The sequence below is a fragment of the Neisseria blantyrii genome (genome assembly GCF_962747855.1).
Classification (GTDB): Bacteria; Pseudomonadota; Gammaproteobacteria; order Burkholderiales; family Neisseriaceae; genus Neisseria; species Neisseria viridiae.
The window spans coordinates 17,854-41,097 of sequence record NZ_CAUIZY010000005.1 but is presented as its reverse complement, the minus strand read 5'-3'; the positions used below and the strand labels follow the sequence as shown (position 1 = coordinate 41,097).

General features: G+C 51.3%; 22 protein-coding genes. 6 read left to right on the top strand and 16 right to left on the bottom strand.

Going from position 1 to position 23,244, the window contains the following annotated elements; translation table 11 throughout:
• Positions 1-255 precede the first annotated feature (255 nt).
• The 6 genes from Q9J80_RS05685 to Q9J80_RS05660 all read right to left on the bottom strand — a co-directional run bounded on the left by Q9J80_RS05685 (position 256) and on the right by Q9J80_RS05660 (position 8,269).
• Positions 256-948: an ATP-binding cassette domain-containing protein gene (locus tag Q9J80_RS05685; RefSeq protein WP_304671373.1), complete on the bottom strand. Its 693-nt coding sequence runs from the start codon at positions 946-948 to the stop codon at positions 256-258.
• Positions 948-1,745, bottom strand: a complete 798-nt coding sequence (locus Q9J80_RS05680; RefSeq protein ID WP_301673446.1) for an ABC transporter permease — start codon at positions 1,743-1,745, stop codon at positions 948-950. Before Q9J80_RS05680 ends, Q9J80_RS05685 begins: the two co-directional genes overlap by 1 nt.
• A 794-nt stretch (positions 1,746-2,539) precedes the next feature.
• Positions 2,540-3,517, bottom strand: coding sequence for an ABC transporter substrate-binding protein (locus Q9J80_RS05675; RefSeq protein ID WP_304672741.1), 978 nt, complete (start codon positions 3,515-3,517; stop codon positions 2,540-2,542).
• A 57-nt stretch (positions 3,518-3,574) separates the two neighbouring features.
• Positions 3,575-5,494 (bottom strand): TonB-dependent receptor, encoded by a 1,920-nt coding sequence (locus tag Q9J80_RS05670; protein WP_304672740.1) that lies wholly within the window; start codon positions 5,492-5,494, stop codon positions 3,575-3,577.
• Between the two features lie 366 nt (positions 5,495-5,860).
• Positions 5,861-7,789, bottom strand: a complete 1,929-nt coding sequence (gene dnaK / locus Q9J80_RS05665) for a molecular chaperone DnaK (protein WP_301673449.1) — start codon at positions 7,787-7,789, stop codon at positions 5,861-5,863.
• Between the two features lie 207 nt (positions 7,790-7,996).
• Positions 7,997-8,269 (bottom strand): hypothetical protein, encoded by a 273-nt coding sequence (locus Q9J80_RS05660; protein ID WP_003709535.1) that lies wholly within the window; start codon positions 8,267-8,269, stop codon positions 7,997-7,999.
• A 186-nt stretch (positions 8,270-8,455) separates the two neighbouring features.
• Between Q9J80_RS05660 and Q9J80_RS05655 the strand changes: the two genes are divergently transcribed.
• From Q9J80_RS05655 to ubiB, 5 genes are all read left to right on the top strand, one after another.
• On the top strand, positions 8,456-9,142 hold the full coding sequence (locus Q9J80_RS05655; protein ID WP_301673450.1) for a S24 family peptidase: 687 nt from the start codon (positions 8,456-8,458) through the stop codon (positions 9,140-9,142).
• A 131-nt stretch (positions 9,143-9,273) separates the two neighbouring features.
• The gene (erpA, locus tag Q9J80_RS05650; protein ID WP_002219692.1) at positions 9,274-9,612 is read left to right on the top strand and encodes an iron-sulfur cluster insertion protein ErpA; all 339 of its coding nucleotides are present in this window, start codon (positions 9,274-9,276) and stop codon (positions 9,610-9,612) included.
• Between the two features lie 16 nt (positions 9,613-9,628).
• A complete protein-coding gene (locus tag Q9J80_RS05645) occupies positions 9,629-9,775 on the top strand; it encodes a hypothetical protein (protein WP_167435405.1) in 147 nt (48 codons plus the stop codon).
• Positions 9,772-10,236, top strand: coding sequence for a peptidase (locus Q9J80_RS05640; protein WP_301669221.1), 465 nt, complete (start codon positions 9,772-9,774; stop codon positions 10,234-10,236). Before Q9J80_RS05645 ends, Q9J80_RS05640 begins: the two co-directional genes overlap by 4 nt.
• A 34-nt stretch (positions 10,237-10,270) precedes the next feature.
• Positions 10,271-11,782 (top strand): ubiquinone biosynthesis regulatory protein kinase UbiB, encoded by a 1,512-nt coding sequence (gene ubiB, locus Q9J80_RS05635; protein WP_301673451.1) that lies wholly within the window; start codon positions 10,271-10,273, stop codon positions 11,780-11,782.
• A gap of 356 nt (positions 11,783-12,138) precedes the next feature.
• Here ubiB and cysE read toward each other — a convergent pair whose 3' ends face one another.
• Positions 12,139-12,957, bottom strand: coding sequence for a serine O-acetyltransferase (gene cysE, locus Q9J80_RS05630; RefSeq protein ID WP_003712488.1), 819 nt, complete (start codon positions 12,955-12,957; stop codon positions 12,139-12,141).
• A gap of 182 nt (positions 12,958-13,139) precedes the next feature.
• Here cysE and grpE point away from each other — a divergent pair, with 182 nt between their 5' ends.
• Positions 13,140-13,721, top strand: coding sequence for a nucleotide exchange factor GrpE (grpE, locus tag Q9J80_RS05625; protein ID WP_301673452.1), 582 nt, complete (start codon positions 13,140-13,142; stop codon positions 13,719-13,721).
• Between the two features lie 227 nt (positions 13,722-13,948).
• Here the strand turns inward: grpE and nqrM are convergent, their stop codons facing one another.
• The 9 genes from nqrM to Q9J80_RS05580 all read right to left on the bottom strand — a co-directional run bounded on the left by nqrM (position 13,949) and on the right by Q9J80_RS05580 (position 23,238).
• Positions 13,949-14,164 (bottom strand): (Na+)-NQR maturation NqrM, encoded by a 216-nt coding sequence (gene nqrM, locus Q9J80_RS05620; RefSeq protein ID WP_002214367.1) that lies wholly within the window; start codon positions 14,162-14,164, stop codon positions 13,949-13,951.
• 25 nt (positions 14,165-14,189) lie between these two features.
• Complete coding sequence (locus tag Q9J80_RS05615) at positions 14,190-15,245, bottom strand: FAD:protein FMN transferase (RefSeq protein ID WP_301673453.1); 1,056 nt, start codon at positions 15,243-15,245, stop codon at positions 14,190-14,192.
• Between the two features lie 525 nt (positions 15,246-15,770).
• The gene (nqrF, locus tag Q9J80_RS05610; protein ID WP_304671349.1) at positions 15,771-16,988 is read right to left on the bottom strand and encodes an NADH:ubiquinone reductase (Na(+)-transporting) subunit F; all 1,218 of its coding nucleotides are present in this window, start codon (positions 16,986-16,988) and stop codon (positions 15,771-15,773) included.
• Between the two features lie 13 nt (positions 16,989-17,001).
• A complete protein-coding gene (gene nqrE / locus Q9J80_RS05605; protein ID WP_002223986.1) occupies positions 17,002-17,595 on the bottom strand; it encodes an NADH:ubiquinone reductase (Na(+)-transporting) subunit E in 594 nt (197 codons plus the stop codon).
• Positions 17,596-17,598: 3 nt separating this feature from the next.
• The gene (locus Q9J80_RS05600) at positions 17,599-18,225 is read right to left on the bottom strand and encodes an NADH:ubiquinone reductase (Na(+)-transporting) subunit D (RefSeq protein ID WP_002214361.1); all 627 of its coding nucleotides are present in this window, start codon (positions 18,223-18,225) and stop codon (positions 17,599-17,601) included.
• The gene (locus tag Q9J80_RS05595) at positions 18,225-19,001 is read right to left on the bottom strand and encodes a Na(+)-translocating NADH-quinone reductase subunit C (protein WP_304672739.1); all 777 of its coding nucleotides are present in this window, start codon (positions 18,999-19,001) and stop codon (positions 18,225-18,227) included. The genes Q9J80_RS05600 and Q9J80_RS05595 overlap by 1 nt, the downstream gene beginning before the upstream one ends.
• Positions 18,994-20,226 carry an NADH:ubiquinone reductase (Na(+)-transporting) subunit B gene (locus Q9J80_RS05590; RefSeq protein ID WP_304672738.1) on the bottom strand — a complete coding sequence of 411 codons (1,233 nt, stop codon included), beginning with the start codon at positions 20,224-20,226 and terminating at the stop codon, positions 18,994-18,996. Before Q9J80_RS05590 ends, Q9J80_RS05595 begins: the two co-directional genes overlap by 8 nt.
• 2 nt (positions 20,227-20,228) lie before the next feature.
• Complete coding sequence (locus Q9J80_RS05585; RefSeq protein WP_304672737.1) at positions 20,229-21,572, bottom strand: Na(+)-translocating NADH-quinone reductase subunit A; 1,344 nt, start codon at positions 21,570-21,572, stop codon at positions 20,229-20,231.
• A gap of 244 nt (positions 21,573-21,816) precedes the next feature.
• On the bottom strand, positions 21,817-23,238 hold the full coding sequence (locus tag Q9J80_RS05580; protein ID WP_118997709.1) for a sodium:proton antiporter: 1,422 nt from the start codon (positions 23,236-23,238) through the stop codon (positions 21,817-21,819).
• Between the last annotated feature and the right edge of the window lie 6 nt (positions 23,239-23,244).

Genomic DNA, 23,244 nt, shown 5'->3' with positions numbered 1-23,244 from the left:
CCGAATCGCGTTCGGATAACAGATTCGTATCTTTCGCTAAAGAGGCAAGCCTGCGGTTTGCCTGCCCTCTCCCTAGCCCTCTCCCACGGGGAGAGGAAATTAGGCTGTCGAGCCCGAACATTCTCCGGTTTACCTGCCATCTGATTCCCAATCCTACGCGCCCTCTGATTTTCAGCAACCTGATTCCCTCTCCCTGTGGGAGAGGGTTAGGGAGAGGGTAACGAACCGCAAGGTTCGTCAGATACTCAAATCCCATCACTCATAATAATGAATCCCCCGAAACTCCCTTGCCACCACGCCTTCTTCAAAAGCCGAATCGCGTTCGGACAGCGGCGTGGGCAGGGTTATCACGTTTTGCACGTTCATGCCTTTCGGGGAGAGCAACATAATCTCGCGGCTCAGGCGCGCGGCTTCGAAGCGGTCGTGCGTTACCAGCATACAAGCCATGCCCTGCCGCTCGATTTTCTCCACCAGCATGGCAACCAAAATATCGCGCAAATCGCGGTCCAAACCGACAAACGGCTCGTCCAGTAAAGCAAGGTCGCAGCCGCACAGCAGCAGGCGCAAAAACGCCACCCGTTTCGCCATACCGCCGGACAATTCGGTCGGATATTTGTTCAAATCGCCCGCAGTCAGCCCGACTTTCGCCGCCAGCGCGACGATTTTGCCTTCATCGGGTTTGTCCATAAAAATGGCGATATTCTGCATCGCGGTCAAGTTTTCCGGCAGGCGGTTTTCCTGAAACAGAAAACCCGTTTTGCGGAAAGTATTGCGTATCGTGCCCGATTTTGGCGTTTCCAAGCCCGCAATCAGCCGCAAAACCGTCGTCTTGCCGCAGCCGCTCGGCCCGAACAAGGCTTTCACTTCGCCATGTTGCAGGTTCAAACTGAAATCGCGCACGATGGGGTCGCGGAGAATTTCAAAACGCACGTTTTCAAGACAGAGCATCATCTTCTCCACGGCATAAACAAAATTTCCAAAGGCTTGGTAATCAGGTATTCAAACAGTGACACAAACACGATGACCAACACCACATAAGCCATCACCGTCGAAGTCTCCAGCATCGCCCTCGCGTCCGCAATCCGCGCACCCACGCCTTCGCTCGCGCCCAAGAGTTCCGCCATAATCACCACCTTTACCCCCATCGCCACCGCCACGCCGATGCTGGAAATCACATAGCCCGTCAGATGCGGGATATACAGATAACGGATTTTTTTCAGACGGCCTAATTTGTAAGCGTCAAACAACTCCTCATGCTGCCTGTTCACGCTCGCCATCCCGACTGCCGCACTCGCAAACGTCAGCGGTGCAACCAACACAATGATGGTAAACAACACGCTCGGATTGCCGAAACCGAACCAAAACAGAGCCATTACCACCCAAATAATCGGCGGCATCGCCAACAAAACCGTAATCACAGGCTTAAGCAACGCCATCGCCGTCTTAAAACTGCCCGCTACCAGCCCCGCCGCCAATCCCGCCGTCAGCGCAACCGAAATACCCACTACCGACCGCCACAGCGAAATCCCGATTTCGTTTTCCTGAAAATGTTTCAATAAATCCAAAGACTTTTGAAACACCTCCACCGGCGCGGGCAGCATAAACCCGCCGAACACGGCACTGCCCCACGCCCACAACGCCACCACAACCATCGCCACGCTCAGACCGGCAAAGCCGCTCCAAAGGTAGTCGATGATGTAAAACACCGCAGGCTGCGGTTTGCGGATTTTGTCGGTTTTAATCATGGTTTGGGGTGTTGGTTGATGGGGATGGTTTGGAAATGATAGGCCGTCTGAAAAATCAGTTATCAGGATATTTGTATCCGACAGTTTGTTCAGCTATGCCGTAAAGTCGGATGCCGGAGTCTGACCCACGGTTACCACCCGCCGTCATTCCCGCGCAGGCGGGAATCCAGTCGTAGATACTGCAGGAATGTTTTAAATTGCAGCAACATTAAACCTCTGGATTCCTGCCTACGCGGGAATGACTGCTTTTGGTGTATTGTTCCGACTGTTATCTGATAGGTCGTCTGAAAAAAGTAGCTACTGCCTTGGTCAGATGCGGGTGGCGGCAGGGCGGTTTGTTGCTATGATACGGGAGTTCCGATATACAAGGTCGGATACTCGTATCCGACAGCCCCGTTTAACCGAAATGTCGGATTCAAGAATCCGACCTACGCCACTATAACCACGACGCGTTCTTGCGGATGGTTTATCCGTTATTTTTTCAAACAAAGCTCTTGGTGCAAATAGAAACCCACCCGCCGTCATTCCCGCGTAGGTGGGAATCCAGAGATTTGATGTCGCTACAATTTTAAAACATTCCTGCAATATCAGAGACTGGATTCCCGCCTGCGCGGGAATGACGGCTTTTTGTGTACTGTTCTGACTGTTATCTGATAGGTCGTCTGAAAAGAGCCGAAATGTCGGATTCAAGAATCCGACCCACGCTGCTGATAATGTCCTAACAAGTCGTCTGAAAAATGATAAATCAGGTATTCACGACCACCCTACCCTTTTCAGACGGCCTCCCTCCTCGTTTAAGCCAAGAAGAACCCGTTATCCGGCAGCTTGCCTCCTAGAAGTTTCGGGTTGAACTGCATTAGGATTTCGTAAAACTTCAAAATCTCGTTCTTCACTTCGCTGCCTTTGCTTACCGTCAGCCGCGCGCCGTCCAAGCCCATGACTAGGGCGGGTTCTGGGGCGGGGAGGTAGTTTTTGCCGATTTTCGCCGCGCTTTGGCGGTTGGCGAGTATCCAGTTGAGCGCGTTTTTCAAATCCTGATGGAAGAGGTCGAACTGCGCTTTGTGCACGTGGAAATATTCTTCGTTGGCGATGATGCCTGCCATCGGAATCAGCGGTTTGGTGTCAAACGCCTGCCCCCATGCTTTCACCAAATCAAAACCGCGCACGACGTTCACACCCATAGTTTTGCCTTTGAGCATACCCGCGCTCGCCATCGGTTCGGGCAGGATGGCAGCGTGGTAGTCCTTGCTCAAAAACAGTCCCACCGCTTCGGGTGGCGTGGCGGTGTAGGTGATGCCGACTTTGTGCGCGTCGATTTTCAGTTTTTTCAACAAGGCTTGCAGCACGATGTCGGGCATGTCGTTTTTAAACGGCACAAGGATTTTTTTGCCGACCAAATCCTGCGGCGAGGCAATCGCGCTGCCTTTGCAGACCAACTGCGTGATGCCGTTGGTCAAAATATTCACCATGCCGACTTTCTGCCCTTGGTTGCGCAGGTTTACGCCGACATTGCTCGGACTCATCATCACTTTAAATTGCCCGCTCGCCACGCCCGCGCGAAGCTGGTCGGGCGAACGCCAAACCTTGAGCGACACATCCGCCTGCTTCGCCAGCTTGCCTTGCAACGCTGCTACGGCAATGGTTACGCTGGGCATTGCCGGTGCGCCGTACACGGTAAATTGTTCTTTACCGGCTGCCAACAATGAAGGCGAAACGCCTGCGGCTGCCAGCGCGGCGGTCATTTTTAAGAAATCGCGTCTTTTCAGTTCCATTTTTTATCTCCTAATTCTTAATAAGCCAATGCAGGCATTCTTTCAGACGGCCTGATTTTAAAAAGCCGCGTGTAAACTCAACCAATATGTCCTGCCCGGTGCATACACGACACCGGGGGATAGGGCGAGGACGTGGTCGCCGCTGATGTGTTCGGTGTATTTTTTGTTGAACACGTTGTTTACGCCCAGGCGCAAGCCGTATTTGTCTTTGAAGTTTACGCCTGCGTACACGTCGGCAACGGTAAAGCCTTTGGCGGCTTCGCGTTTGTCTATGCCCAGACCGCTTGCCGCGTCAAAATCGCCGCGCGTTTGTTTGGCGACAAAGCGTGTTGCCGCGCCGATGTTGTAGCTGCCGTGGACAAAGTAGTTTTTGTAGTCGGCTTGGACGGCGGCTTCAAACGGACGGATTTGATAGAGCGGCCTGCCATCGGTTTCGTTGTGTCCGTAGTTGTAGGTGGCTTTGATGCCTGCGGCCCAATGCGGATTGAAGTTGTAACGCGCGTAGGCCTGCGCGGTAATGAGGCGTGCGTCCACGTTGCGTGTGATAATGCCGCCGCCGTTGGATGAAATACCGCTTTGTCCGTGTGCGCGGTCAAAAATAATCAGGTCTTTGACTTTGTCCGCCACAAGCGTGCCGCCCACGTTCCATCCCGCGCCTGCGAGCGAGTTCATATAGCCGTTGTAGTAGTCGTTGCGGCTGTCGGCGGTGAGCTTGATGCGGTTGTGTTTTTCGTTTTTCAGCAGGGGATTGCCCACGATAGCGGCGGCCGGTTTGGAATCTGTTAACGCGCCGTTCGTACGGTTTTGCATGATGGCGGCAAGCGAGTTGAAGCGTTCGGTGTTGTCGCCGATTCGTTCTAAGTGAGCAAGGGAGACGCTGTATTTTTGTGTTTCAGACGGCGTGAAATCGTATTTGAATTCGCCCGACAAAGCATGACGGCGCACTTTGCCGTTGAAGTCGTAGCCGTAATGGGTTTTCCAGATTTGTTGTGATGAGGCGAAGGGGAAACCGGGTTTTATTGGGTTTTCAGGCTGTGCCGTATTTTTGCGTACGTCCGCTTCGTTGAGCTCGTAGCTTAAGCCCAAGCCCAGTTTGTGTTGGTCATCAAACTTGTAAGACAGGGTATCGGCTATGCGCCAGCGGTCGAGGTGTACATCAGCGAAACGGTAGCCGTTGAGGAAATCGCGCATGGCGGTGTGGGCGTTGCGCTCACCGTTTTGGCTGTCGTTGCGGTAGCTGACGGCGGCGGTGTTGTGGAATTTGCCGAAGTCCGCATCGTGTTTGAGCGAGAAGTCGTACACTTTGCGGTCAAGTTCTACGAACATTTTCTGTTGCGTATTGTTTTGACGCAGGGAGTAATTGTCGGCGCGGCGTCTGAGTTTGATTACGGCTGCTTCCGCGCTGACCGTATTGCTTAAATCGGCATTGCCCCAACGTGCGTTGAATTTGGAGATGTGGCGTTCGGTGTCCAATGCGTCGTTGACGAACTGTGGTTGGCGGTCGTTGTTGATGTCGTCGTGCAGATAAGTGAGGCGGTATTCTTGATTTTCAGACGGCACGAAACCGAGTACCAAAGCCTGATTGAAGCGGCTGTATTTCCAATCGGTGTCGCGCCCGCCGCCATCTTTGTAGCCGTTTGCCTTGGTGTGATTGAGGTTGGCTACGCCGTATACCTTTGCCCCACGCGCTTGCGCGGTAATGGAGTTGTAAAAGCTTTTGCCGTAGAAGCCGCTGTTTGCTTTCAGCGGACGGAAGGCTTGGTCTATGTTTTCGGTAACAAAGTAATAATCGCTGCGGTCGGTGCGGTCGAATTGGTTTTCGGGGAAATAGCCTTGCGCTGCGGTCGGTGCAATCGGTTTGGGAGGGGAGAAGGTTTTGACGGATTGTATTTCTTCAGTATTTGCCAGTTGTTCTGCCCAAGATGGAGCAACGGAAAGAACGGTCATTAAGGCCCATAGGAGCGGATTCGGTTTCATTTTCCATCCTTTGATAATAATTATTATTTATTATCCTATTAAAAATATTTTAAGTAAACAAGAAAATGATATAAAAACGCCTAGAGCATGATACATCGGTTGAAACTTGATTTTTGGAGCGTTTCGGCAGATTGATTTGGAACTGTTGCCATACTATCGTTTTTGCAGCGGCTGATAAAAAAGGCTGTATTTTAATAATCCGTTGATTACAACTATTTGTCAGGGAAAAGAAAATTATTTTTTCGGTTGGGTAGAAACCTATCCTATTAAATACCTTGAAGCCGAGTATGCCTGTCGGCACTATATTAAAACACAGCCTAAAAAAGCGCGAACCAAACGGTTCGCGCTTTTTTCAGACGGCATCAATTATTTTTTGTCGTCTTTTACTTCGGTAAAGTCCGCATCGACCACGTCATCGTCTTTTTGGGATGATGCGTCCGCTTGTGGACCCTCGCTGGCTTGGGCTTCGGCTTGCGCTTGCGCGTAAACCATTTCGCCCAGTTTTTGGCTGGCTGCACCCAAAGCTTCGGCTTTGGCATCGATAGCTGCTTTGTCGTCGCCTTTAACGGCTTCTTCGGCTTCTTTCAGCGCGGCTTCGATTTTTTCTTTCTCGGCAGCGTCGAGTTTGTCGCCGTAGTCCGCCAAAGATTTTTTCACGGAGTGAATCAGGGCTTCGGCTTGGTTGCGGCTTTGTACCAGCTCATGCAGTTTTTTATCTTCCTCAGCATTGGCTTCGGCATCTTTTACCATGCGTTCGATTTCTTCTTCGCTCAAACCTGAAGAACCTTGGATGGTAATGTTGGCCGCTTTGCCAGTACCTTTGTCTTTGGCAGAAACGTGCAAGATACCGTTGGCGTCGATGTCGAAAGTAACTTCAATTTGCGGCATGCCGCGCGGTGCGGGTGCAATGTCGCCCAAGTTGAACTGACCCAAAGATTTGTTGGCAGAAGCACGTTCGCGTTCGCCTTGCAGTACGTGGATGGTTACTGCACTTTGGTTGTCTTCGGCGGTAGAGAACACTTGAGACGCTTTAGTCGGAATAGTCGTGTTCTTTTGAATCAGCTTGGTCATCACGCCGCCCATGGTTTCGATACCCAAGGACAGAGGGGTTACGTCCAGCAGCAATACGTCGCTGCGGCCGCCGCTCAATACTTCGCCTTGGATCGCTGCGCCTACGGCAACGGCTTCGTCAGGGTTCACGTCTTTGCGCGGTTCTTTGCCGAAGAAGTCTCTCACGGCTTCTTGTACTTTCGGCATACGGCTTTGACCGCCAACCAAAATCACGTCGTCGATGTCGCCGGTGCTCAAGCCGGCATCTTTCAATGCGGTGCGGCAAGGCTCGATAGAGCGGGCAATCAGGTCTTCAACCAAGCTCTCGAATTTGGCGCGGGTAATTTTCATCGCCAAGTGTTTCGGACCGGTTGCGTCCATGGTGATGTACGGCAGGTTGATTTCGGTTTGCTGACCGCTGGACAATTCGATTTTGGCTTTTTCGGCAGCTTCTTTCAGGCGTTGCAATGCCATCACGTCTTGTTTCAAATCAATGCCTTGTTCTTTTTTGAACTCGGCGATGATGTGGTCAATCAAGCGTTGGTCGAAGTCTTCGCCGCCCAAGAAGGTGTCGCCGTTGGTTGCCAAAACTTCAAATTGTTTGTCGCCGTCAAGGTTGGCGATTTCGATGATGGAGATATCGAAAGTACCGCCGCCCAAGTCATATACGGCTACTTTGCGGTCTTTGTTGTCGCCTTTGTCCATACCGAATGCCAAAGCGGCTGCGGTCGGTTCGTTGATGATACGTTTTACGTCCAAACCGGCGATGCGGCCTGCGTCTTTAGTCGCTTGACGTTGGCTGTCGTTGAAGTAGGCCGGAACGGTAATCACGGCTTCGGTTACTTTTTCGCCCAAGTAAGCTTCGGCGGCTTCTTTCATTTTACGCAGGACTTCTGCGGAAATTTGGGGAGGAGACAGCTCTTTGCCTTGTGCTTTCACCCACGCATCGCCGTTGTTGGCTTTGATGATTTCAAAAGGCATAGATTCGATGTCGCGTTGGACTTCTTTGTCTTCAAATTTGTGACCAATCAAACGTTTGGCGGCGTAAATAGTGTTTTTAGCGTTGGTTACGGCTTGGCGTTTTGCCGGTGCGCCGACGAGGATTTCACCGCCGTCCAAATAAGCGATAACGGACGGCGTGGTGCGTGCGCCTTCTGCGTTTTCAATGACTTTGGTTTGACCGTTTTCAGAAATGGATACACAAGAGTTGGTTGTACCTAAGTCGATACCGATTACTTTTGCCATGTGGATACTCCTATTTGATTTTGCTTATTTTGCGAAATATGTTGGAACATTTTGTCCCGATGGGCTGTAAATAGGGCGGGCGGCGGGCTGTTTCAAGCCGCAGTACGGGTGTAAGTATGTAACTTTATGAATATATTGGTTTTATATTTGATTTAATACATTTGGCTCCAATGCATTCCAGCATAGTATTTCAAATGGCAGGCAGGTTTATTCATAGACGATGCCGGCGAGCATTTCCTGTTCGTTCAAGTTGCCGTACTCTTTTTCCCAGTCGTGTGAAGACTCGATGATGTCGCATTCTTTGGAAAGGGAGACTTGTTCTGCATCCATATCTTTGGCGTTCAGCATATTGAATTGTTCGCACAGGGATGCGGATAAAGTGATGTCGGGCTGTTTGGCTTCAGAACGGTTTTCTTGGAAGGCAAAGCAGAATGCGGTAAATGCCGCAGTATAGATAAGATATTTGCCGGTTTTCTTCATTTTTTTATCCTTTTTCTGTCAATTCAGGATCAAACCTATGGAAAATCTGAAAAATTATGCATTGAGTAAGAAAAATCATAACTTAAATTTAGTTTATCATAGTTATTCCGTTTTTTGGATAGCTAAGGTAAAATATATTTTATGTTTACTTTAGATGATTGAATGAAGGGGAGCGGAAGGATATTTATGGAAACCTTTAAAGACAGACTGGTTTTTTTATGGAAAAGCGAAGCGAAGCAGGCAAAAATCGCATCCGATATTGAAATGACGATTGCGGGCTTCAGCAGGATATGGAATGAAGGCGGTCTGCCGAAGTCTGAAACATTGAAAAAAATCAAGCAGTTGAAGGGGTGTAGTATCGATTGGCTGCTGACGGGGGAGGGTAATCCGTTTCCGGATGAAGCCCCAAAAAAATCCCTTGCTTACGATACCTTGGGCAATGAAGTTGATACGGACGAGTTTGTCTTCGTGCCGAGATATGATATTCGGGCGGCTGCAGGATACGGGCAGTTTGTCGATCATGAGGAACCGGTATTTACAATGGCGTTCAGACGGCATTGGATTGAGAATTATGTTACCCGTGATGTGAAAAACCTGTCCGTAATTTCCGTCAAGGGGGATTCGATGGAGGGGGTTTTGAATGACGGGGATTCAATTTTGGTCAACCATAGCGAGAATACGCCGAAGGACGGACTGTATGTGTTGCGGATTAATGAAAACCTGTTGGTCAAACGCCTGCAAATCGTCCCCGGCGGGATTATCAATGTCATTTCCGCCAACGAGGCTTACCCTGCTTTTGAAATCAATTTGAACGACTTAACCGATGATGTGGAGATTATCGGGCGTGTCGAGTGGTTCGGCAGGACGATTTGAGTTTGGGGCTTGAAATTGCAGGCGGTCAAACTTATCTATTGGAACAATTCCTTTTTCAAAGGCGAAGCCTGCTTGCCTTTGAAGGGGGTTTGAGAGAGAATGCAGAAAATACTATATTAAGGAATAACACCATGTCGGATGAAAGCCCCATTATTTTTACTGACAGCTGCTGTGCCAAAGTTGCCGATTTGATTGCCGAAGAAAACAATCCCGATTTGAAATTGCGGGTTTTTGTCAACGGCGGCGGTTGCTCTGGTTTCCAGTACGGATTTACTTTTGACGAAATCAAAAACGACGACGATTTTGAAATTGAGAAAAACGGTTTGGTCTTTTTGGTCGATCCGATGAGCTATCAATATCTGGTCGGTGCGGAAATCGACTATACGGAAAGTTTGCAGGGTTCGCAATTTGTCATCCGCAATCCCAATGCGGAAACGACCTGCGGTTGCGGATCGTCGTTTTCCGTATGACCGCTTGGTTCGTGTGATGCCGTCTGAACGTTCAGACGGCATTTTTACTTTTGGAAAATATATTATCGGGATGAATTCACATATAATCCGATTGTTTGAAGATGAATCGGGTTTCCCGGAAGGAACGGGCGGAACGGTATCAGGCGTATTTGTTCCCTTATGATTGAGATGAGTAAAGATTACCGAAACGATTTGTACGATGTATATGTTTCCTACCCGCCCCAAGTGGATCGCGGGCTTATCCGGGAGTGCCTTAAGGAGAATCTCGGCGAAGAAAAGGCGGAAGGGTTGATTGCGTCCCTCGATTCCAAACCGCAAGTGCTGGTTGAGGAAAAATGCACTTGGGAGAAACGGGAAGAGTTGCACGATTATTTCAGCTATTTGGGTTTGGATATTATTACCCGGAGATATATGGAGTTGGAAACGGTTGTGCCTCCAGAGGAAGGGGAGGGCAAAGGAGAAGGCGCGGATGGGGAAATACCCGAATATCTTGAACTTCACGGCGGGCGGGAAGATGATATTCCCACACCTTCGCAACCCGAACCTCCGCCCCGCAATATCAAACCGCTGGTTTTTGGGCTGCTGATTGCCTTTTTGGGCTATCTGCTCGGTAAGATTTTTTGATTGTCCGATAAATGCTGTATTCGGGATTTTATATATGAAATGGTTGAAACGCCTGACGGTCATTGTCGGGACTTTTTACCGCTATCGGCTGGCAGGCCTGTGCGCTTCGCTGATGGGTAGCGGTTGGATATGCGCTCTGCTGAAAATGATGCCGCAGTCGTCCAAATTGAAAAACGAACCGCCTGCCGTCCGCCTGCGCCTTGCCTTGGAAAGCCTGGGGCCGATTTTCATCAAGTTCGGGCAGGTTTTGTCCACACGCCCCGATTTGATTCCGCACGATTACGCCGTCGAACTGGCAAAGCTGCAAGACAAAGTGCCGCCTTTTGATGCGCGGCTTTCGCGTGAACAAATCGAAAAATCGTTGGGTCAGCCCATCGAAAAGCTGTATGCGGAATTTGAAACCGAGCCCGTCGCCAGCGCGTCCATCGCCCAAGTACACAAAGCCCGCCTGCATTCGGGCGAACGAGTGGCGGTCAAAGTTTTGCGCCCCAACCTCTTGCCCCTTATCGAACAGGACTTGTCGCTGATGCGTTTCGGCGCGGCTTGGGTCGAACGCTTGTTTTCAGACGGCAAGCGTCTGAAGCCGCGCGAAGTGGTGGCGGAGTTCGACAAATATCTGCACGACGAGTTGGATTTGATGCGCGAAGCCGCCAATGCCGGACAGCTCGGTCGCAATTTCCAAAACAGCAATATGCTGATTGTGCCCAAGGTGTTTTACGACTACTGCACAAGCGACGTGCTGACGATTGAATGGATGGACGGCACGCCGGTTGCCGACATCGCCAAACTCAAAGCAGACGGCATCGATTTGCACAAACTCGCCGATTACGGCGTGGAAATCTTTTTCATGCAAGTTTTCCGCGACGGCTTTTTCCACGCGGATATGCACCCCGGCAATATTTTGGTTGCCGCCGACAACCGCTACATCGCCCTCGATTTCGGCATCGTCGGCACGCTGACCGATTACGACAAACGTTATCTCGCCATCAACTTCCTCGCTTTTTTCAACCGCGATTACCACCGTGTCGCCACCGCCCACATCGAATCGGGATGGGTGCCTGCCGACACGCGTGCGGAAGAATTGGAAGCCGCCGTCCGCGCCGTGTGCGAACCGGTGTTCAACAAGCCGATTTCGCAGATTTCCTTCGGCTTGGTGCTGATGCGCCTGTTTGAAGTCAGCCGCCGCTTCAATGTCGAAATCCAACCGCAGCTTGTATTGCTGCAAAAAACGCTGCTCAACATCGAAGGTCTGGGCCGCCAACTCGATCCCGATTTGGACTTGTGGAAAACCGCCAAACCGTTTTTGGTGAAATGGATGAGCGGGCAGGTCGGCCCCAAAGCCCTTTGGCGCAACCTTAAAAACGAAGCCCCCGACTGGGCGCAAATCATTCCTTCATTGCCACGCAAAATCAATGCCTTGGTCGATGAGGCGCGCCGGCAGGAAATGCGCGATGCCTATATTCATTTGGTCAAAGTGCAGCAGCGGCAAAGCCTGTGGCTGGCGGCGATAGCGGTTGTTTTGCTGCTGATTTTGCTTTTGAAATAGGCTTTGTCCGAATCATCGCCCGACTCCGCCCATTTACAAGGAAACCGGTTATAGTGGATTAACAAAAACCAGTACGGCGTTGCCTCGCCTTAGCTCAAAGAGAACGATTCTCTAAGGTGCTGAAGCACCAAGTGAATCGGTTCCGTACTATCTGTACTGTCTGCGGCTTCGTCGCCTTGTCCTGATTTTTGTTAATCCACTATATTTCCGGTTGCGTGGGAATCGGGTGTATCGAATAAAAGGCATTTTGTCCGACTGGCAAGTGCCGGTATCGGCGGCATATCAAGGCACAAGCTTGAAGCGGGCAATGCCGTCTGAAGCCCGTTTGGCGTTTCAGACGGCATTGGTGCGGATATTCAAATCATAAAGTCGATTTCGGCAAACTGGATATTTTGATCCATATCCGCCGACGGGGTTTTGAGCGATCGCGCCACGGGTTTGGCGGGTACGCCGACAACCGTGATGGACGGCGGCACGTCTGAAACCACGACGCTGCCCGCGCCGATTTTGGCATTGCTGCCGATGCGGATATTGCCCAATATCGAGGCGTTTGCGCCGATCATCACGCCGTCGCCGATTTTGGGGTGGCGGTCGCCGCCTTCTTTGCCCGAGCCGCCGAGCGTTACACCGTGCAAAATCGAAATATTGTTGCCCAACACGGCGGTTTCGCCGGCAACAAAGCCTGTGGCGTGGTCGAGCATCAGCCCGTATCCGAAACGGGCGGCGGGATGGATGTCCACGCCGAATACTTCGGACATACGGTTTTGCAGGAAATACGCCAGCGTTTTGCGCCCGTCAAGATACAGCCGGTGGTTGATGCGGTGTGCCTGAATCGCGTGGAATCCTTTGAAATATAAAAGCGGCAGCGAATATTCGTCGCAGGCGGGATCGCGTTCGTAGATGGCTTTCAAGTCTGCTTCGACACATTTGCCGATTTGGGTGTCGCTGCCCAACGCCTGCTGGTAGATTTCAAACAGCGCGCGCACGTCCATAATCGGGCTGCCGAGTTTGCTGGAAAGGTGGTAGGCAAGGACGGAGCCGAGGGACTCGTGGCGCAACACGGTTTGGTGCAAAAAACTTGCCAGCATCGGTTCGGCGGCGGCTGCGGCCGCGGTTTCTTCGCGGATGGTGTGCCAGAGGTCGAAACCGTTTGTGTTCAAATGGTTTTTTTTCATAATGGATGCCGTCTGAAAAGCATAAGGTCGGCGGTATCTTACCGTTTATATGGTTTTTGCGGTAGGGTATTCGGCGGCGGATGTGAAATTTCCTGCCTTTGCTTGAAGTTTCTTGAAAATGTCCTTATCTTGCGCGGGTAATAACCGGATTTTGATTTCCAATTTGTTTTAAGGGATACGATATGAGCGAACAGACGCAGCAACAGCAAAACAGTGAAGAAGCGGTTGAAAATGTGGAGGCGGTGGAAACCGTCGAGACAGTAGGAAATGCGGACGGTGTGCAGGAACAGGCTGCCGCTGGGCCGACTTATGAGGATTTGCAGGCGAGGATTGCCGAGCTGGAGGCGCAGTTGAAAGACGAACAACTGCGCGCTTTGGCAAACGAGCAAAACCTGCGCCGCCGCCACCAGCAGGAAATTGCCGATACGCACAAGTTCGCCGGACAGAAGTTTGCCGTGGAAATGTTGCCGGTCAAGGATTATCTGGAAATGGCGCTTTTGGATCAGAGCGGCAATTTCGATGCGCTGAAAATGGGCGTGCAGATGACTTTGAACGAGTTGCAGAAGGCGTTTGATGCCACGCAAATCAAGGAAATCAATCCTAAAGCGGGCGATAAGCTTGATCCCAATATTCATCAGGCAATGCAGGCGGTGGCCAGCGAGCAGGAACCCAATACCGTGGTTGGTGTGATGAAGAAGGGCTATACCCTGTCCGACCGTGTGTTGCGCCCGGCTATGGTTACGGTGGCGCAGAAGGAAGCCTGAAGGCGTCTGGGGAATAATCTGATTTATTTCCTGAAGCGCGTTTTGCGTATAAACCGATCGAAGTAAAACGGCAATGCCGTCTGAACCCGCCTGTCGGGCTTCAGACGGCATTTTATAGTGGATTAACAAAAATCAGGACAAGGCGACGAAGCCGCAGACAGTACAAATAGTACGGCAAGGCGAGGCAACGCCGTACTGGTTTAAATTTAATCCACTATATTTCGGCGTTAACGGTCAACCCGTATGCCGCCTGCCTGTTTTTCTTCATCCAGTTTCTTTTGCAGGGTGTCGCAAGGCGTGTCGCAGTCGCACATTTTTTTCATACCCAAGGCGGTAATGCCGCCGCAACTGCCTTTGATGGTGCGTTTGGAGAAAATATAGCCGACCGCCATACCGATGATGACGGTCAGGAAGATGCCGAAGGTGAGGAGCAGGGTTTTCATGGTGTTTCCTAATCGGTTTGTATGTTTAGCGGAGCAGTTTTTCAAATTCGGAAGACATGGCGGTGCGGTAGCCGTCCTTATCCCGGACAATCAGGAAAACAGCGAGTTTTTCTTGTTCTGCCAGCTTTAAGGCTTCGGTTTCGCCCAATACGAATAAGCCTGTGGACAAGCCGTCCGCCGTCATCGCGCTGTCTGCGACAACACTGATGGAGGCGAGATTGTGGCTGATGGGGCGTTTGTTGTTGGGATTGATGATGTGGGAGAGGCGTTTGCCGTTTTTATCGACGTGGAAAATACGGTAATCGCCGGAAGTGGCAAGCGAACGGTTGTTCAGCGGGACGATAATCTGCGTATTGCCGCCTTGGATGATATTGGGCTGCTCGATACCGATGCGCCACGGTTCGCCGCGCGCGTTTTTGCCTTTGCCGTGCAACTCGCCGCCGATTTCGACCAGATAATTTTGAATGCCGTATTTTTCCAGTTCGCCCGCAACTTTATCAACGCCGAAGCCTTTGGCAATCGAAGATAAATCCAAATAGGCCTTGGGGTGGGTTTTGCTTAAGGAAGCGTAATCTTTGCCTTGTTTCAAAATGATTTTGTCTATGCCTGTATAAGATGCCGCCTGTTTGATTTGTTCCGGCGACGGTTCTCGGGTAACGGATTTGTCGGGGCCGAATCCCCAAAGGTTGACCAAAGGGCCGACGGTTACGTCCAGCGCGCCGTGTGTCAGGCGGTTCAGGCGGAAGGCTTCGGCGGTAACGTGTGCGAAGTCGCTTGAAATGCGGAGGGGCTTGCCGGCTGTGTGTTGGTTGAACCGGCTGATTTCGGAATCAGGCTGATAGGTGGACATCTGCCGATTGACTTCTTTAAGCGCGTCATCGATGCGCTTTTGTATTTCGGCAGGGGAGGGGAGTTTGTCCCGATTATTTGAAAGGTATTTGACGGTATAGGTCGTACCCATTGTTTCGCCTTGCAGGGTAACGGTTTGCGCGGTTTGTTCCGAACAGGCGTTCAGGAAGATGAAACTCAGGGCAAATATCAAGGCGCGGATAAAGTTCGGCAGGCGTGTTTCAGACGGCATAGTGTTTGACGGTTTTGGCAAATGGCTTGAATTATATCGCAAAACGGCCGGTATGTTTCTATGCCGATGCCGTCTGAAGGGTGTTCGGACGGCATCGCCCGTTGTTTAAGGGGCGGTAATAAAAAACAAACCGGTGTTTTACAAACCGGTTTGTCAGGGTTTAATGGTCAGCGTGTCCTGCGTTGCCATTTGTTGTAGTAGTATTCGTAATCTTCATCACGACCGCCCGATTCAATCCAATCATCGTATTCGGGGCTGTTTTCAAAGCTGTCAGACATTATCCGTACCTCGCAAAATGAGTTTATCGATACTTTTTTAGTTATGGAATCAACCATAACTAAAAAGAAGTATACTTCTTTGCTTTTCCGCCAAAATATTTAACCGCACATCCGCCGCAGGGTAAAAATGGAAGTTCAACGATATTGATACGGGCATGGGCGGATGCCGTCTGAAGGATTTCAGACGGCATCGGATAGAAAAAGGAAGAAACCGAGGTTTCTTCCTTTTGTATTTGAAGCCGAATATTTAACCGCCGAAATCGTCCAAGAGGATGTTTTCGTCTTCCACGCCCAAGTCTTTGAGCATTTTGATGACGGACTGGTTCATGATTGGCGGGCCGCACATATAAAATTCGCAGTCTTCCGGTGCTTCGTGGTTTTTCAGATGGTTTTCGTAAACCACGTTGTGAATGAAGCCTGTGTAACCGTCCCAGTTGTCTTCGGGCAACGGGTCGGACAGGGCGACGTGCCACGTGAAGTTCGGGAATTCTGCCGCGAGTTGGTCGAAGTCTTCGACATAGAACATCTCGCGTTTGGAACGTGCGCCGTACCAGAAGGTGATTTTGCGTTTGGAGTTCAAACGTTTCAACTGGTCGAAAATATGGGAACGCATCGGAGCCATACCTGCACCGCCGCCGATGAATACCATTTCGGCATCGGTGTCTTTAGCGAAGAATTCGCCGAACGGGCCGGAGATGGTTACTTTATCGCCGGGTTTGAGCGACCAGATGTAAGACGACATTTGTCCCGGAGGCGCATCGGGTACGCGCGGAGGCGGTGTAGCGATACGCACGTTCAGCATAATGATGCCTTTTTCCTCAGGATACGAAGCCATGGAGTAAGCGCGCAAAATCGGCTCGTCCACTTTGGAAACGTATTGCCACAGATTGTATTTGTCCCAGTCTTCGTGATATTCCTTAGGAATGTCGAAGTCTTTGTAGGCAACAGTGTGAGGAGGAGCTTCAATTTGAATGTAGCCGCCGGCGCGGAAAGGAACTTCTTCGCCTTCGGGAATGGCCAGCTTGAGTTCTTTAATGAACGTTGCTTTGTTGTCATTGGAGATGACGGTGCATTCCCATTTTTTCACGCCGAACACTTCTTCTGGTACTTCGATGTCCATGTCGGTTTTGACGTTGACCTGACAAGACAAACGGCAGCCTTCGCGTGCTTCGCGTTTGTTGATGTGGGACAACTCGGTCGGCAGAATGTCGCCGCCGCCGCTTTTCACGACAACGCGGCATTGTCCGCACGAACCGCCGCCACCGCAGGCGGAGGGAACAAAGATGCCTTGGCTGGCAAGCGCGCCCAAGAGTTTGCCGCCGGCGGGCATCGTCAGTTCTTTTTCATCATTGACTTTGATGGTGATGTCGCCTTCGCTTACCAACTTGGATTTGGCAAACAGAATCATCAGTGCCAAAGCTAAAACGATGACGGTAAACATCACGATACCTAAAATAATCTCCATACCGGTCCCTTTCTTATAACTGGATGCCGGAGAACGACATAAACGCCATCGCCATCAGGCCGGCGGCGATAAAGGTAATGCCCAAGCCTTTGAGGCCTTTGGGAGCGTCCGAATATTTCATTTTTTCGGTAATGCCCGCCAAAGCGACAATCGCCAACATCCAGCCCAGGCCTGCGCCGAAGCCGTACACGACGGACTCGCCGAAGTTGTATTCGCGTTGCGCCATAAACGATACGGCACCGAAAATCGCGCAGTTTACGGTAATCAGCGGCAGATAGATACCCAATGCGTTGTAGAGGGCGGGGACGAATTTGTCCAAGAACATTTCCAAAATCTGCACCAAAGCGGCAATCACGCCGATGAAGGTGATGAATTTCAAAAAGGTCAAATCCACGCCTTCGACAATCGCGCCGTCTTTGAGCAGCGAGTAAACGAGTTGGTTGGCAGGGACGGACAGCCCGAGTACGAAAATTACCGCCACACCCAAACCGAATGCGGTGGATACTTTTTTGGATACCGCTAAAAACGTGCACATACCCAAAAAGAAGGATAGCGCCATATTTTCAATGAAGACGGATTTGATAAAGAGGCTCAAATAGTGTTCCATAGCTTATTCCTCCGCCTGTTCGGGTTTCCAAGTACGCAGCCCCCAAATCAAAAAGCCGATGATGAAGAACGCGCTGGGGGCAAGCAGGAACAAGCCGTTGGTCTGATACCAGCCGCCGTCCTGCACGGTTTGGAAAACGGTGTAGCCCAAGAGTTTGCCCGAGCCGATCAGTTCGCGGACGGTGGCGACGACAAGCAGCATCATCCCGTAGCCCGCGCCGTTGCCGATGCCGTCGATCAGGCTTTCCAGCGGCGGCTCTTTCATCGCAAATGCTTCGGCGCGGCCCATCACGATACAGTTGGTAATAATCAGACCGACGAATACGGAAAGCTGTTTGGACAATTCGTAGGCAAATGCCTGCAAGAGTTGGTCGACCAGCGTAACCAGCGACGCGATAATCGCCATTTGCACGATGATGCGGATGCTGTTGGGGATGTAGTTGCGTACCAGCGAAATGAAGAAGCTGGAAAAACCGGTTACCAAAGCTACGGAAATACCCATCACGATGGCCGTCTGAAGTTTGGTGGTAACCGCCAAAGCCGAACAAATACCCAAAACCTGCAAGGCAATCGGGTTGTTGTCGATAAAGGGTGAAAACATTAAGTGTTTCAAGCGTTTCATATCAGCCATTATTGCGCTCCTGCTGATTTCAATTTGTTCAGGTAGGGGATATAGCCGTTTTCGCCAAACCAGTAGGCGAACGAACCTTGCACGCCTTTGGATGTCAGTGACGCGCCGGAGAGGGCATCTACGCCGTGTTCTTTGTCCGAACCCGCGCCTTTGCCGACGTGCAGGGCGAGTTTGCCTTGTCCGTCAAACAGTTTTTTGCCGACGAATTTTTGCTGCCACAAAGGATTGCCGATTTCGCCGCCCAAGCCCGGGGTTTCGCCTTGTTCGTAGTAGGTAATGCCGTTGATGGTGTTGCCGTCGGGTTGGATGGCGACAAAGCCGTACATGACCGACCACAAACCGTTGCCGTGCATAGGCAGGATGATTTGCCCGATTTTGCCGTCTTCACCTTTTACCAAGTAAACCTCAGTGTATTTGGCACGGCTTTTGATGCCTGCCAAATCGTCTTCGGGTTTGATGCGGATGCTTTGCGTGGGGTCTTTGCCTGCGATGCGCGCGCTGAAGTCTTTAGGCGCGTCTTTCACATATTCGCCGGTCGCCAAATCGACCACGCGTTGCTCGATACGCTCGGCAAAGGTTTTGCTGATGTCGGTGTTTTTATCCATCAAACCGGCCACGCTCAAAATATAGCCTTGTTTATCTTGGAGTTTTTGTTTTTCTTGGATGGGTTTCAAGCCGACGACCGCACCGGCAACGATGACCGAGCAAATCAGGCTGACCGCCAATACCACAATCAGCGTGCCGCTGAAGCTGTCTTTATCGAATTTCTTAGCCATTGCTGCGCGCCTTTCTGCGTTTGATGTTCGCTTGTGCGACGAAATAGTCGAAAATCGGGGCAAACAGGTTGGCAAACAGAATCGCCAACATCATGCCTTCGGGGTAAGCCGGATTGACCACGCGGATCAACACGCACATCACGCCGATCAGCGCGCCGTACCACCATTTGCCGACATTGGTAAAGGAAGCGGAAACAGGGTCGGTCGCCATAAACAGCATACCGATGGCGAAGCCGCCGACGACCAAATGCCAGTACCAAGGCATAGCAAACATAGCGTTGGTGTCCGAACCGATGAAGTTGAACAGCGAAGACATCGCAATCATACCGATCATCACGCCGGCAATAATGCGCCAAGAGGCAATGCGGGTGAACACGATAAACGCGCCGCCGATTAAGAGCGCCAAAGTGGATACTTCTCCGATTGAGCCGGGCACGTTACCGATAAATGCATCCATCCAAGAAATGGTTTGACCGGTTACAGCGTTTTTCAGGCCGTCTGCACCGTGTGCCGCCCATTGCGCCAAAGCAGTGGCACCGGAATAGCCGTCAACCGCAGTCCAAACGGTGTCGCCGGTAATGTTGGCTGGGTAGGCGAAGAACAGAAACGCACGGCCTGCCAGCGCAGGGTTCATGAAGTTTTTACCTGTACCGCCGAATACTTCTTTCGCAACCACAACGCCGAAAGAAATACCCAAAGCCGCCTGCCACAGCGGCAGCGTGGGCGGAACGATTAAGGCAAACAGAATCGAGGTAACAAAGAAACCTTCGTTGATTTCATGTTTGCGCACGGTGGCGAACAAAACTTCCCAGAAACCGCCGACAATAAATACGGTCGCGTAAATCGGCAGGAAGTAAATCGCGCCGAACAGCATTTTGCCCAACACGCCCGCTTCAGACGACATATTGATGCCCAAAGCGTTGGCAAGGGCGTAATGCCAGTCGTTGGCGATGCTTTGTTGCAGCAAATCGGGCGTTAAGGCACCAAATGCCTGCGCGCCGACGTTGTACATGCCGTAAAACATGGCGGGGAACAAAGCCAGCCACACCAAAATCATCATGCGTTTGGAGTCGAGCGCGTCGCGGACGTGCGCCGCTTTGCGCGTTACCGCGCCGGATGTATAGAAAATCGTCGCCGCAGCTTCGTAGAGGGCATACCATTTTTCATGTTTGCCGCCCGGCAGGAAGTGCGGTTCGATTTTTTCCAGAAAATGTTTCAAGCCCATAATCAGCCTTCCTTCTCAATGGTTTCCAGCACCTTGCGCAACAGCGGGCCGTATTCGTATTTGCCCGGGCAGACGAAGCTACACAAAGCGAGGTCTTCTTCGTCCAATTCCAAGCAACCCAAGGCCTGCGCGCTGTCGGTATCGCCGACGATTAAATCGCGCAAAAGCAAGGTAGGCAGGATATCCAAGGGCATTACGCGCTCGTAAGTGCCGATCGGTACCATGGCGCGGTCACCGCCGTTGACGGCTGTCGTGAACTTGAAGAGTTTGTTTTTCAGGAAATGACCGAGGGTCGTACGCGTGATCGAGTATTTGTCCGGCTGCGGCGCAACCCAGCCGAACAGCTCTTTACTGCGGCCTTCTTCGATAACGGAAATCTGATTGTGGTAGCGTCCCAAATAATCATGCGCGCCTTGTGCAATCGCGCCGTTCAATACCGAACCGGAAATCACGCGGTTGTCTGCATCAACCAATTCGCCCGCAGTAATTTGCGACACCTTCGCACCCAAAACGGTACGCAAGAGGCGGGGTTTGTTGACTTGGGAGCCACCCAAGGCAATCACGCGCTCGGTGTTCAGACGGCCTGTTGCAAACAAACGGCCAATGGCAATTACATCTTGATAATTGATGGTCCAAACAGTTTTGTTTGCACCGACCGGCTCGATGAAATGAATGTGCGTGCCGCTCAAACCCGCGGGATGAGGGCCGCCGAATTCGTGTGTTTCAATGTTGGCGGCGTTTTCAGACGGCACGTCCGCACCAGCTGCCTTACAAACATGGATTTTGCGTTCGGTCAGACGGCTCAACACCAGCAAACCTCGTCTGAAATCCTCAGCGGCTTCTTTGATGACGACCACAGGGTCTGCCGCCAGCGGATTGGTATCCATCGCATTGACGAAAATGGCGAACGGCTCGGCATCGACGGCAGGGATTTTGCTGAACGGACGGGTACGCAGCGCAGTCCACAAACCGGATTGAATCAGATTGCGGCGCACTTCTTCGCTGCTCAATTTTGCCAGTGCTTCAGGTGCGTAGCGTTCAAACTCGATTTCGTCGTTGCCTTCTACGGCAATCACGACTGACTGAAGTACGCGCTTTTCACCACGATGGATGGCGGCGATTTTGCCTGAAGCCGGAGCAGTAAATACTACGCCCGGATTCTTTTTGTCTTCAAACAGCACTTGGCCTTTTTTGACGGCTTCGCCTTCCTTGATTTTCATCGAGGGGCGCATGCCGGCATATTCTTCGCCAAGCAACGCGACTTCGGTAATGGCCGGGCCGTCATAAATGACTTGCTCCGGTCTGCCCGCGATGGGCAGGTTTAGGCCTTTTTTGATTTTAATCATAGATTTGCATTACTTGTGATGGTTAAGGTAAAAACGGCGTGTTTTGATACGGTGTCGCGAGGCATCAAAAGCATTGAATAAATTAATGTAGCAAAGTGTTAGATTTTATCAGGAATTGTACCTGTTTGTCAGATTCGCCGCTTTTTTCCTTGCGGAAGCCGTTTTTAATTGTCGGAAGGGGAAAATATCGATTTGATTATGCTGAAATTTAAAATGCCGTCTGAATGTTCAGACGGCATAGCGTTTACAGCAGTTTGAAAACGAAAAAGATAAGGGTATGTACGATGAAGACGGGTATCAGGAAGGCGACCGACCACATCATATAGCCGAAGAAAGTCGGCATTGGTACGCCGCGCTGTTCGGCAATGGCTTTGACCATGAAGTTCGGCGCGTTGCCGATATAGGTCAGTGCGCCCATAAATACCGAACCCATAGAAACCGCCAGCAGGGTATGGAACAGGGGCCCCGTCATCAAGGCTTGGGCATCGCCGCCCGCCATATTGAAAAACACGAGATAAGTGGGCGCGTTATCCAAGAATGCCGACAATATGCCGCTCATCCAAAAATACATCGTATTAATCGGATGACCTGCCGTATCGTGAACCAGCGATACCACCCCACCCAGCGCGCCTGCCTCGCCTGCTTTCAGAATGCTCAGGACGGGGAAGATGGTGATGAAGATGCCGAGGAAGAGTTTACCCACTTCGGCGATGGGTTCAAAGTTGAATTCGTTGCCTGCGCGGACTTGTTTGGGCGTGATTGCCATAGATACGGCGGTCAATGCAATCAGGATGACATCGCGGACGAGGTTTTGCAGGGCGTAACGGCTGCCGAGGATTTCAAATCCCGGGTGTTCGGGTTTCCAAAGGCCGGACATTAGAACCGCGCTAACCACGCCCGCCAGCAGGAGGAAGTTCCATTTGCCGAAGATGGCGATTTTTTCGGGTTTTTCCTGTTGCGCCGGAGTATCTTGTGCAATGCTTTCCTGTTTGAAGAAACGGTTGTCGATGAAATAGAAGGCGGTCAACAGGACAGCGGTGCTGATCAGGACAGGGGCGAACATATGTTTGACCGTCCACATGAAATCTACGCCTTTGAGGAAGCCGAGGAAGAGTGGGGGGTCGCCCAAAGGGGTCAGACCGCCGCCGATGTTTGCAACCAAGAAAATGAAGAAGATGACGATGTGCACGCGGTGGACACGGTTTTGGTTGGCTTTCAGCAGCGGACGAATCATCAGCATTGCCGCGCCAGTCGTTCCCATGATAGAGGCAAGTGCCGTGCCGACGGCAAGCAGGGCGGTGTTGAGCTTGGGTGTGCCGTTCAAGTCGCCCCAAACCAAAATGCCGCCTGAAATGGTGTACAGGGCAAGCAGCAGCAGGATGAAGGGGATGTATTCTTCAACGAGTGCGTGTGCGACGGTATGGATACCGGCGGACGCGCCAAAAACCAAACTGAACGGGATGAGGAACAGCAATGTCCAAAAGGCGGTGATTTTGCCGTAATGGTGATGCCAGGTATGCGAAAAAAACAAGGGACCCAATGCGATAGACAGCAAAATCAGGGCAAAGGGCAGACCCCACAGCAGGTTTAGGTTTGCGCCGTCCAAATCTGCGGCGTAAACCGATGCCGGGAAAAGCATTAGTGAAAACAGGGGTAGGTGGCGCATCGTGTT

What these genes read in the sequence shown, in the direction of transcription:
- Q9J80_RS05685 (WP_304671373.1), bottom strand. Translation starts at nt 948, where the DNA reads ATGCTCTGTCTTGAAAACGTGCGTTTTGAAATTCTCCGCGACCCCATC.
- Q9J80_RS05680 (WP_301673446.1), bottom strand. Translation starts at nt 1,745, where the DNA reads ATGATTAAAACCGACAAAATCCGCAAACCGCAGCCTGCGGTGTTTTAC.
- Q9J80_RS05675 (WP_304672741.1), bottom strand. Translation starts at nt 3,517, where the DNA reads ATGGAACTGAAAAGACGCGATTTCTTAAAAATGACCGCCGCGCTGGCA.
- Q9J80_RS05670 (WP_304672740.1), bottom strand. Translation starts at nt 5,494, where the DNA reads ATGAAACCGAATCCGCTCCTATGGGCCTTAATGACCGTTCTTTCCGTT.
- dnaK (WP_301673449.1), bottom strand. Translation starts at nt 7,789, where the DNA reads ATGGCAAAAGTAATCGGTATCGACTTAGGTACAACCAACTCTTGTGTA.
- Q9J80_RS05660 (WP_003709535.1), bottom strand. Translation starts at nt 8,269, where the DNA reads ATGAAGAAAACCGGCAAATATCTTATCTATACTGCGGCATTTACCGCA.
- Q9J80_RS05655 (WP_301673450.1), top strand. Translation starts at nt 8,456, where the DNA reads ATGGAAACCTTTAAAGACAGACTGGTTTTTTTATGGAAAAGCGAAGCG.
- erpA (WP_002219692.1), top strand. Translation starts at nt 9,274, where the DNA reads ATGTCGGATGAAAGCCCCATTATTTTTACTGACAGCTGCTGTGCCAAA.
- Q9J80_RS05645 (WP_167435405.1), top strand. Translation starts at nt 9,629, where the DNA reads ATGCCGTCTGAACGTTCAGACGGCATTTTTACTTTTGGAAAATATATT.
- Q9J80_RS05640 (WP_301669221.1), top strand. Translation starts at nt 9,772, where the DNA reads ATGATTGAGATGAGTAAAGATTACCGAAACGATTTGTACGATGTATAT.
- ubiB (WP_301673451.1), top strand. Translation starts at nt 10,271, where the DNA reads ATGAAATGGTTGAAACGCCTGACGGTCATTGTCGGGACTTTTTACCGC.
- cysE (WP_003712488.1), bottom strand. Translation starts at nt 12,957, where the DNA reads ATGAAAAAAAACCATTTGAACACAAACGGTTTCGACCTCTGGCACACC.
- grpE (WP_301673452.1), top strand. Translation starts at nt 13,140, where the DNA reads ATGAGCGAACAGACGCAGCAACAGCAAAACAGTGAAGAAGCGGTTGAA.
- nqrM (WP_002214367.1), bottom strand. Translation starts at nt 14,164, where the DNA reads ATGAAAACCCTGCTCCTCACCTTCGGCATCTTCCTGACCGTCATCATC.
- Q9J80_RS05615 (WP_301673453.1), bottom strand. Translation starts at nt 15,245, where the DNA reads ATGCCGTCTGAAACACGCCTGCCGAACTTTATCCGCGCCTTGATATTT.
- nqrF (WP_304671349.1), bottom strand. Translation starts at nt 16,988, where the DNA reads ATGGAGATTATTTTAGGTATCGTGATGTTTACCGTCATCGTTTTAGCT.
- nqrE (WP_002223986.1), bottom strand. Translation starts at nt 17,595, where the DNA reads ATGGAACACTATTTGAGCCTCTTTATCAAATCCGTCTTCATTGAAAAT.
- Q9J80_RS05600 (WP_002214361.1), bottom strand. Translation starts at nt 18,225, where the DNA reads ATGGCTGATATGAAACGCTTGAAACACTTAATGTTTTCACCCTTTATC.
- Q9J80_RS05595 (WP_304672739.1), bottom strand. Translation starts at nt 19,001, where the DNA reads ATGGCTAAGAAATTCGATAAAGACAGCTTCAGCGGCACGCTGATTGTG.
- Q9J80_RS05590 (WP_304672738.1), bottom strand. Translation starts at nt 20,226, where the DNA reads ATGGGCTTGAAACATTTTCTGGAAAAAATCGAACCGCACTTCCTGCCG.
- Q9J80_RS05585 (WP_304672737.1), bottom strand. Translation starts at nt 21,572, where the DNA reads ATGATTAAAATCAAAAAAGGCCTAAACCTGCCCATCGCGGGCAGACCG.
- Q9J80_RS05580 (WP_118997709.1), bottom strand. Translation starts at nt 23,238, where the DNA reads ATGCGCCACCTACCCCTGTTTTCACTAATGCTTTTCCCGGCATCGGTT.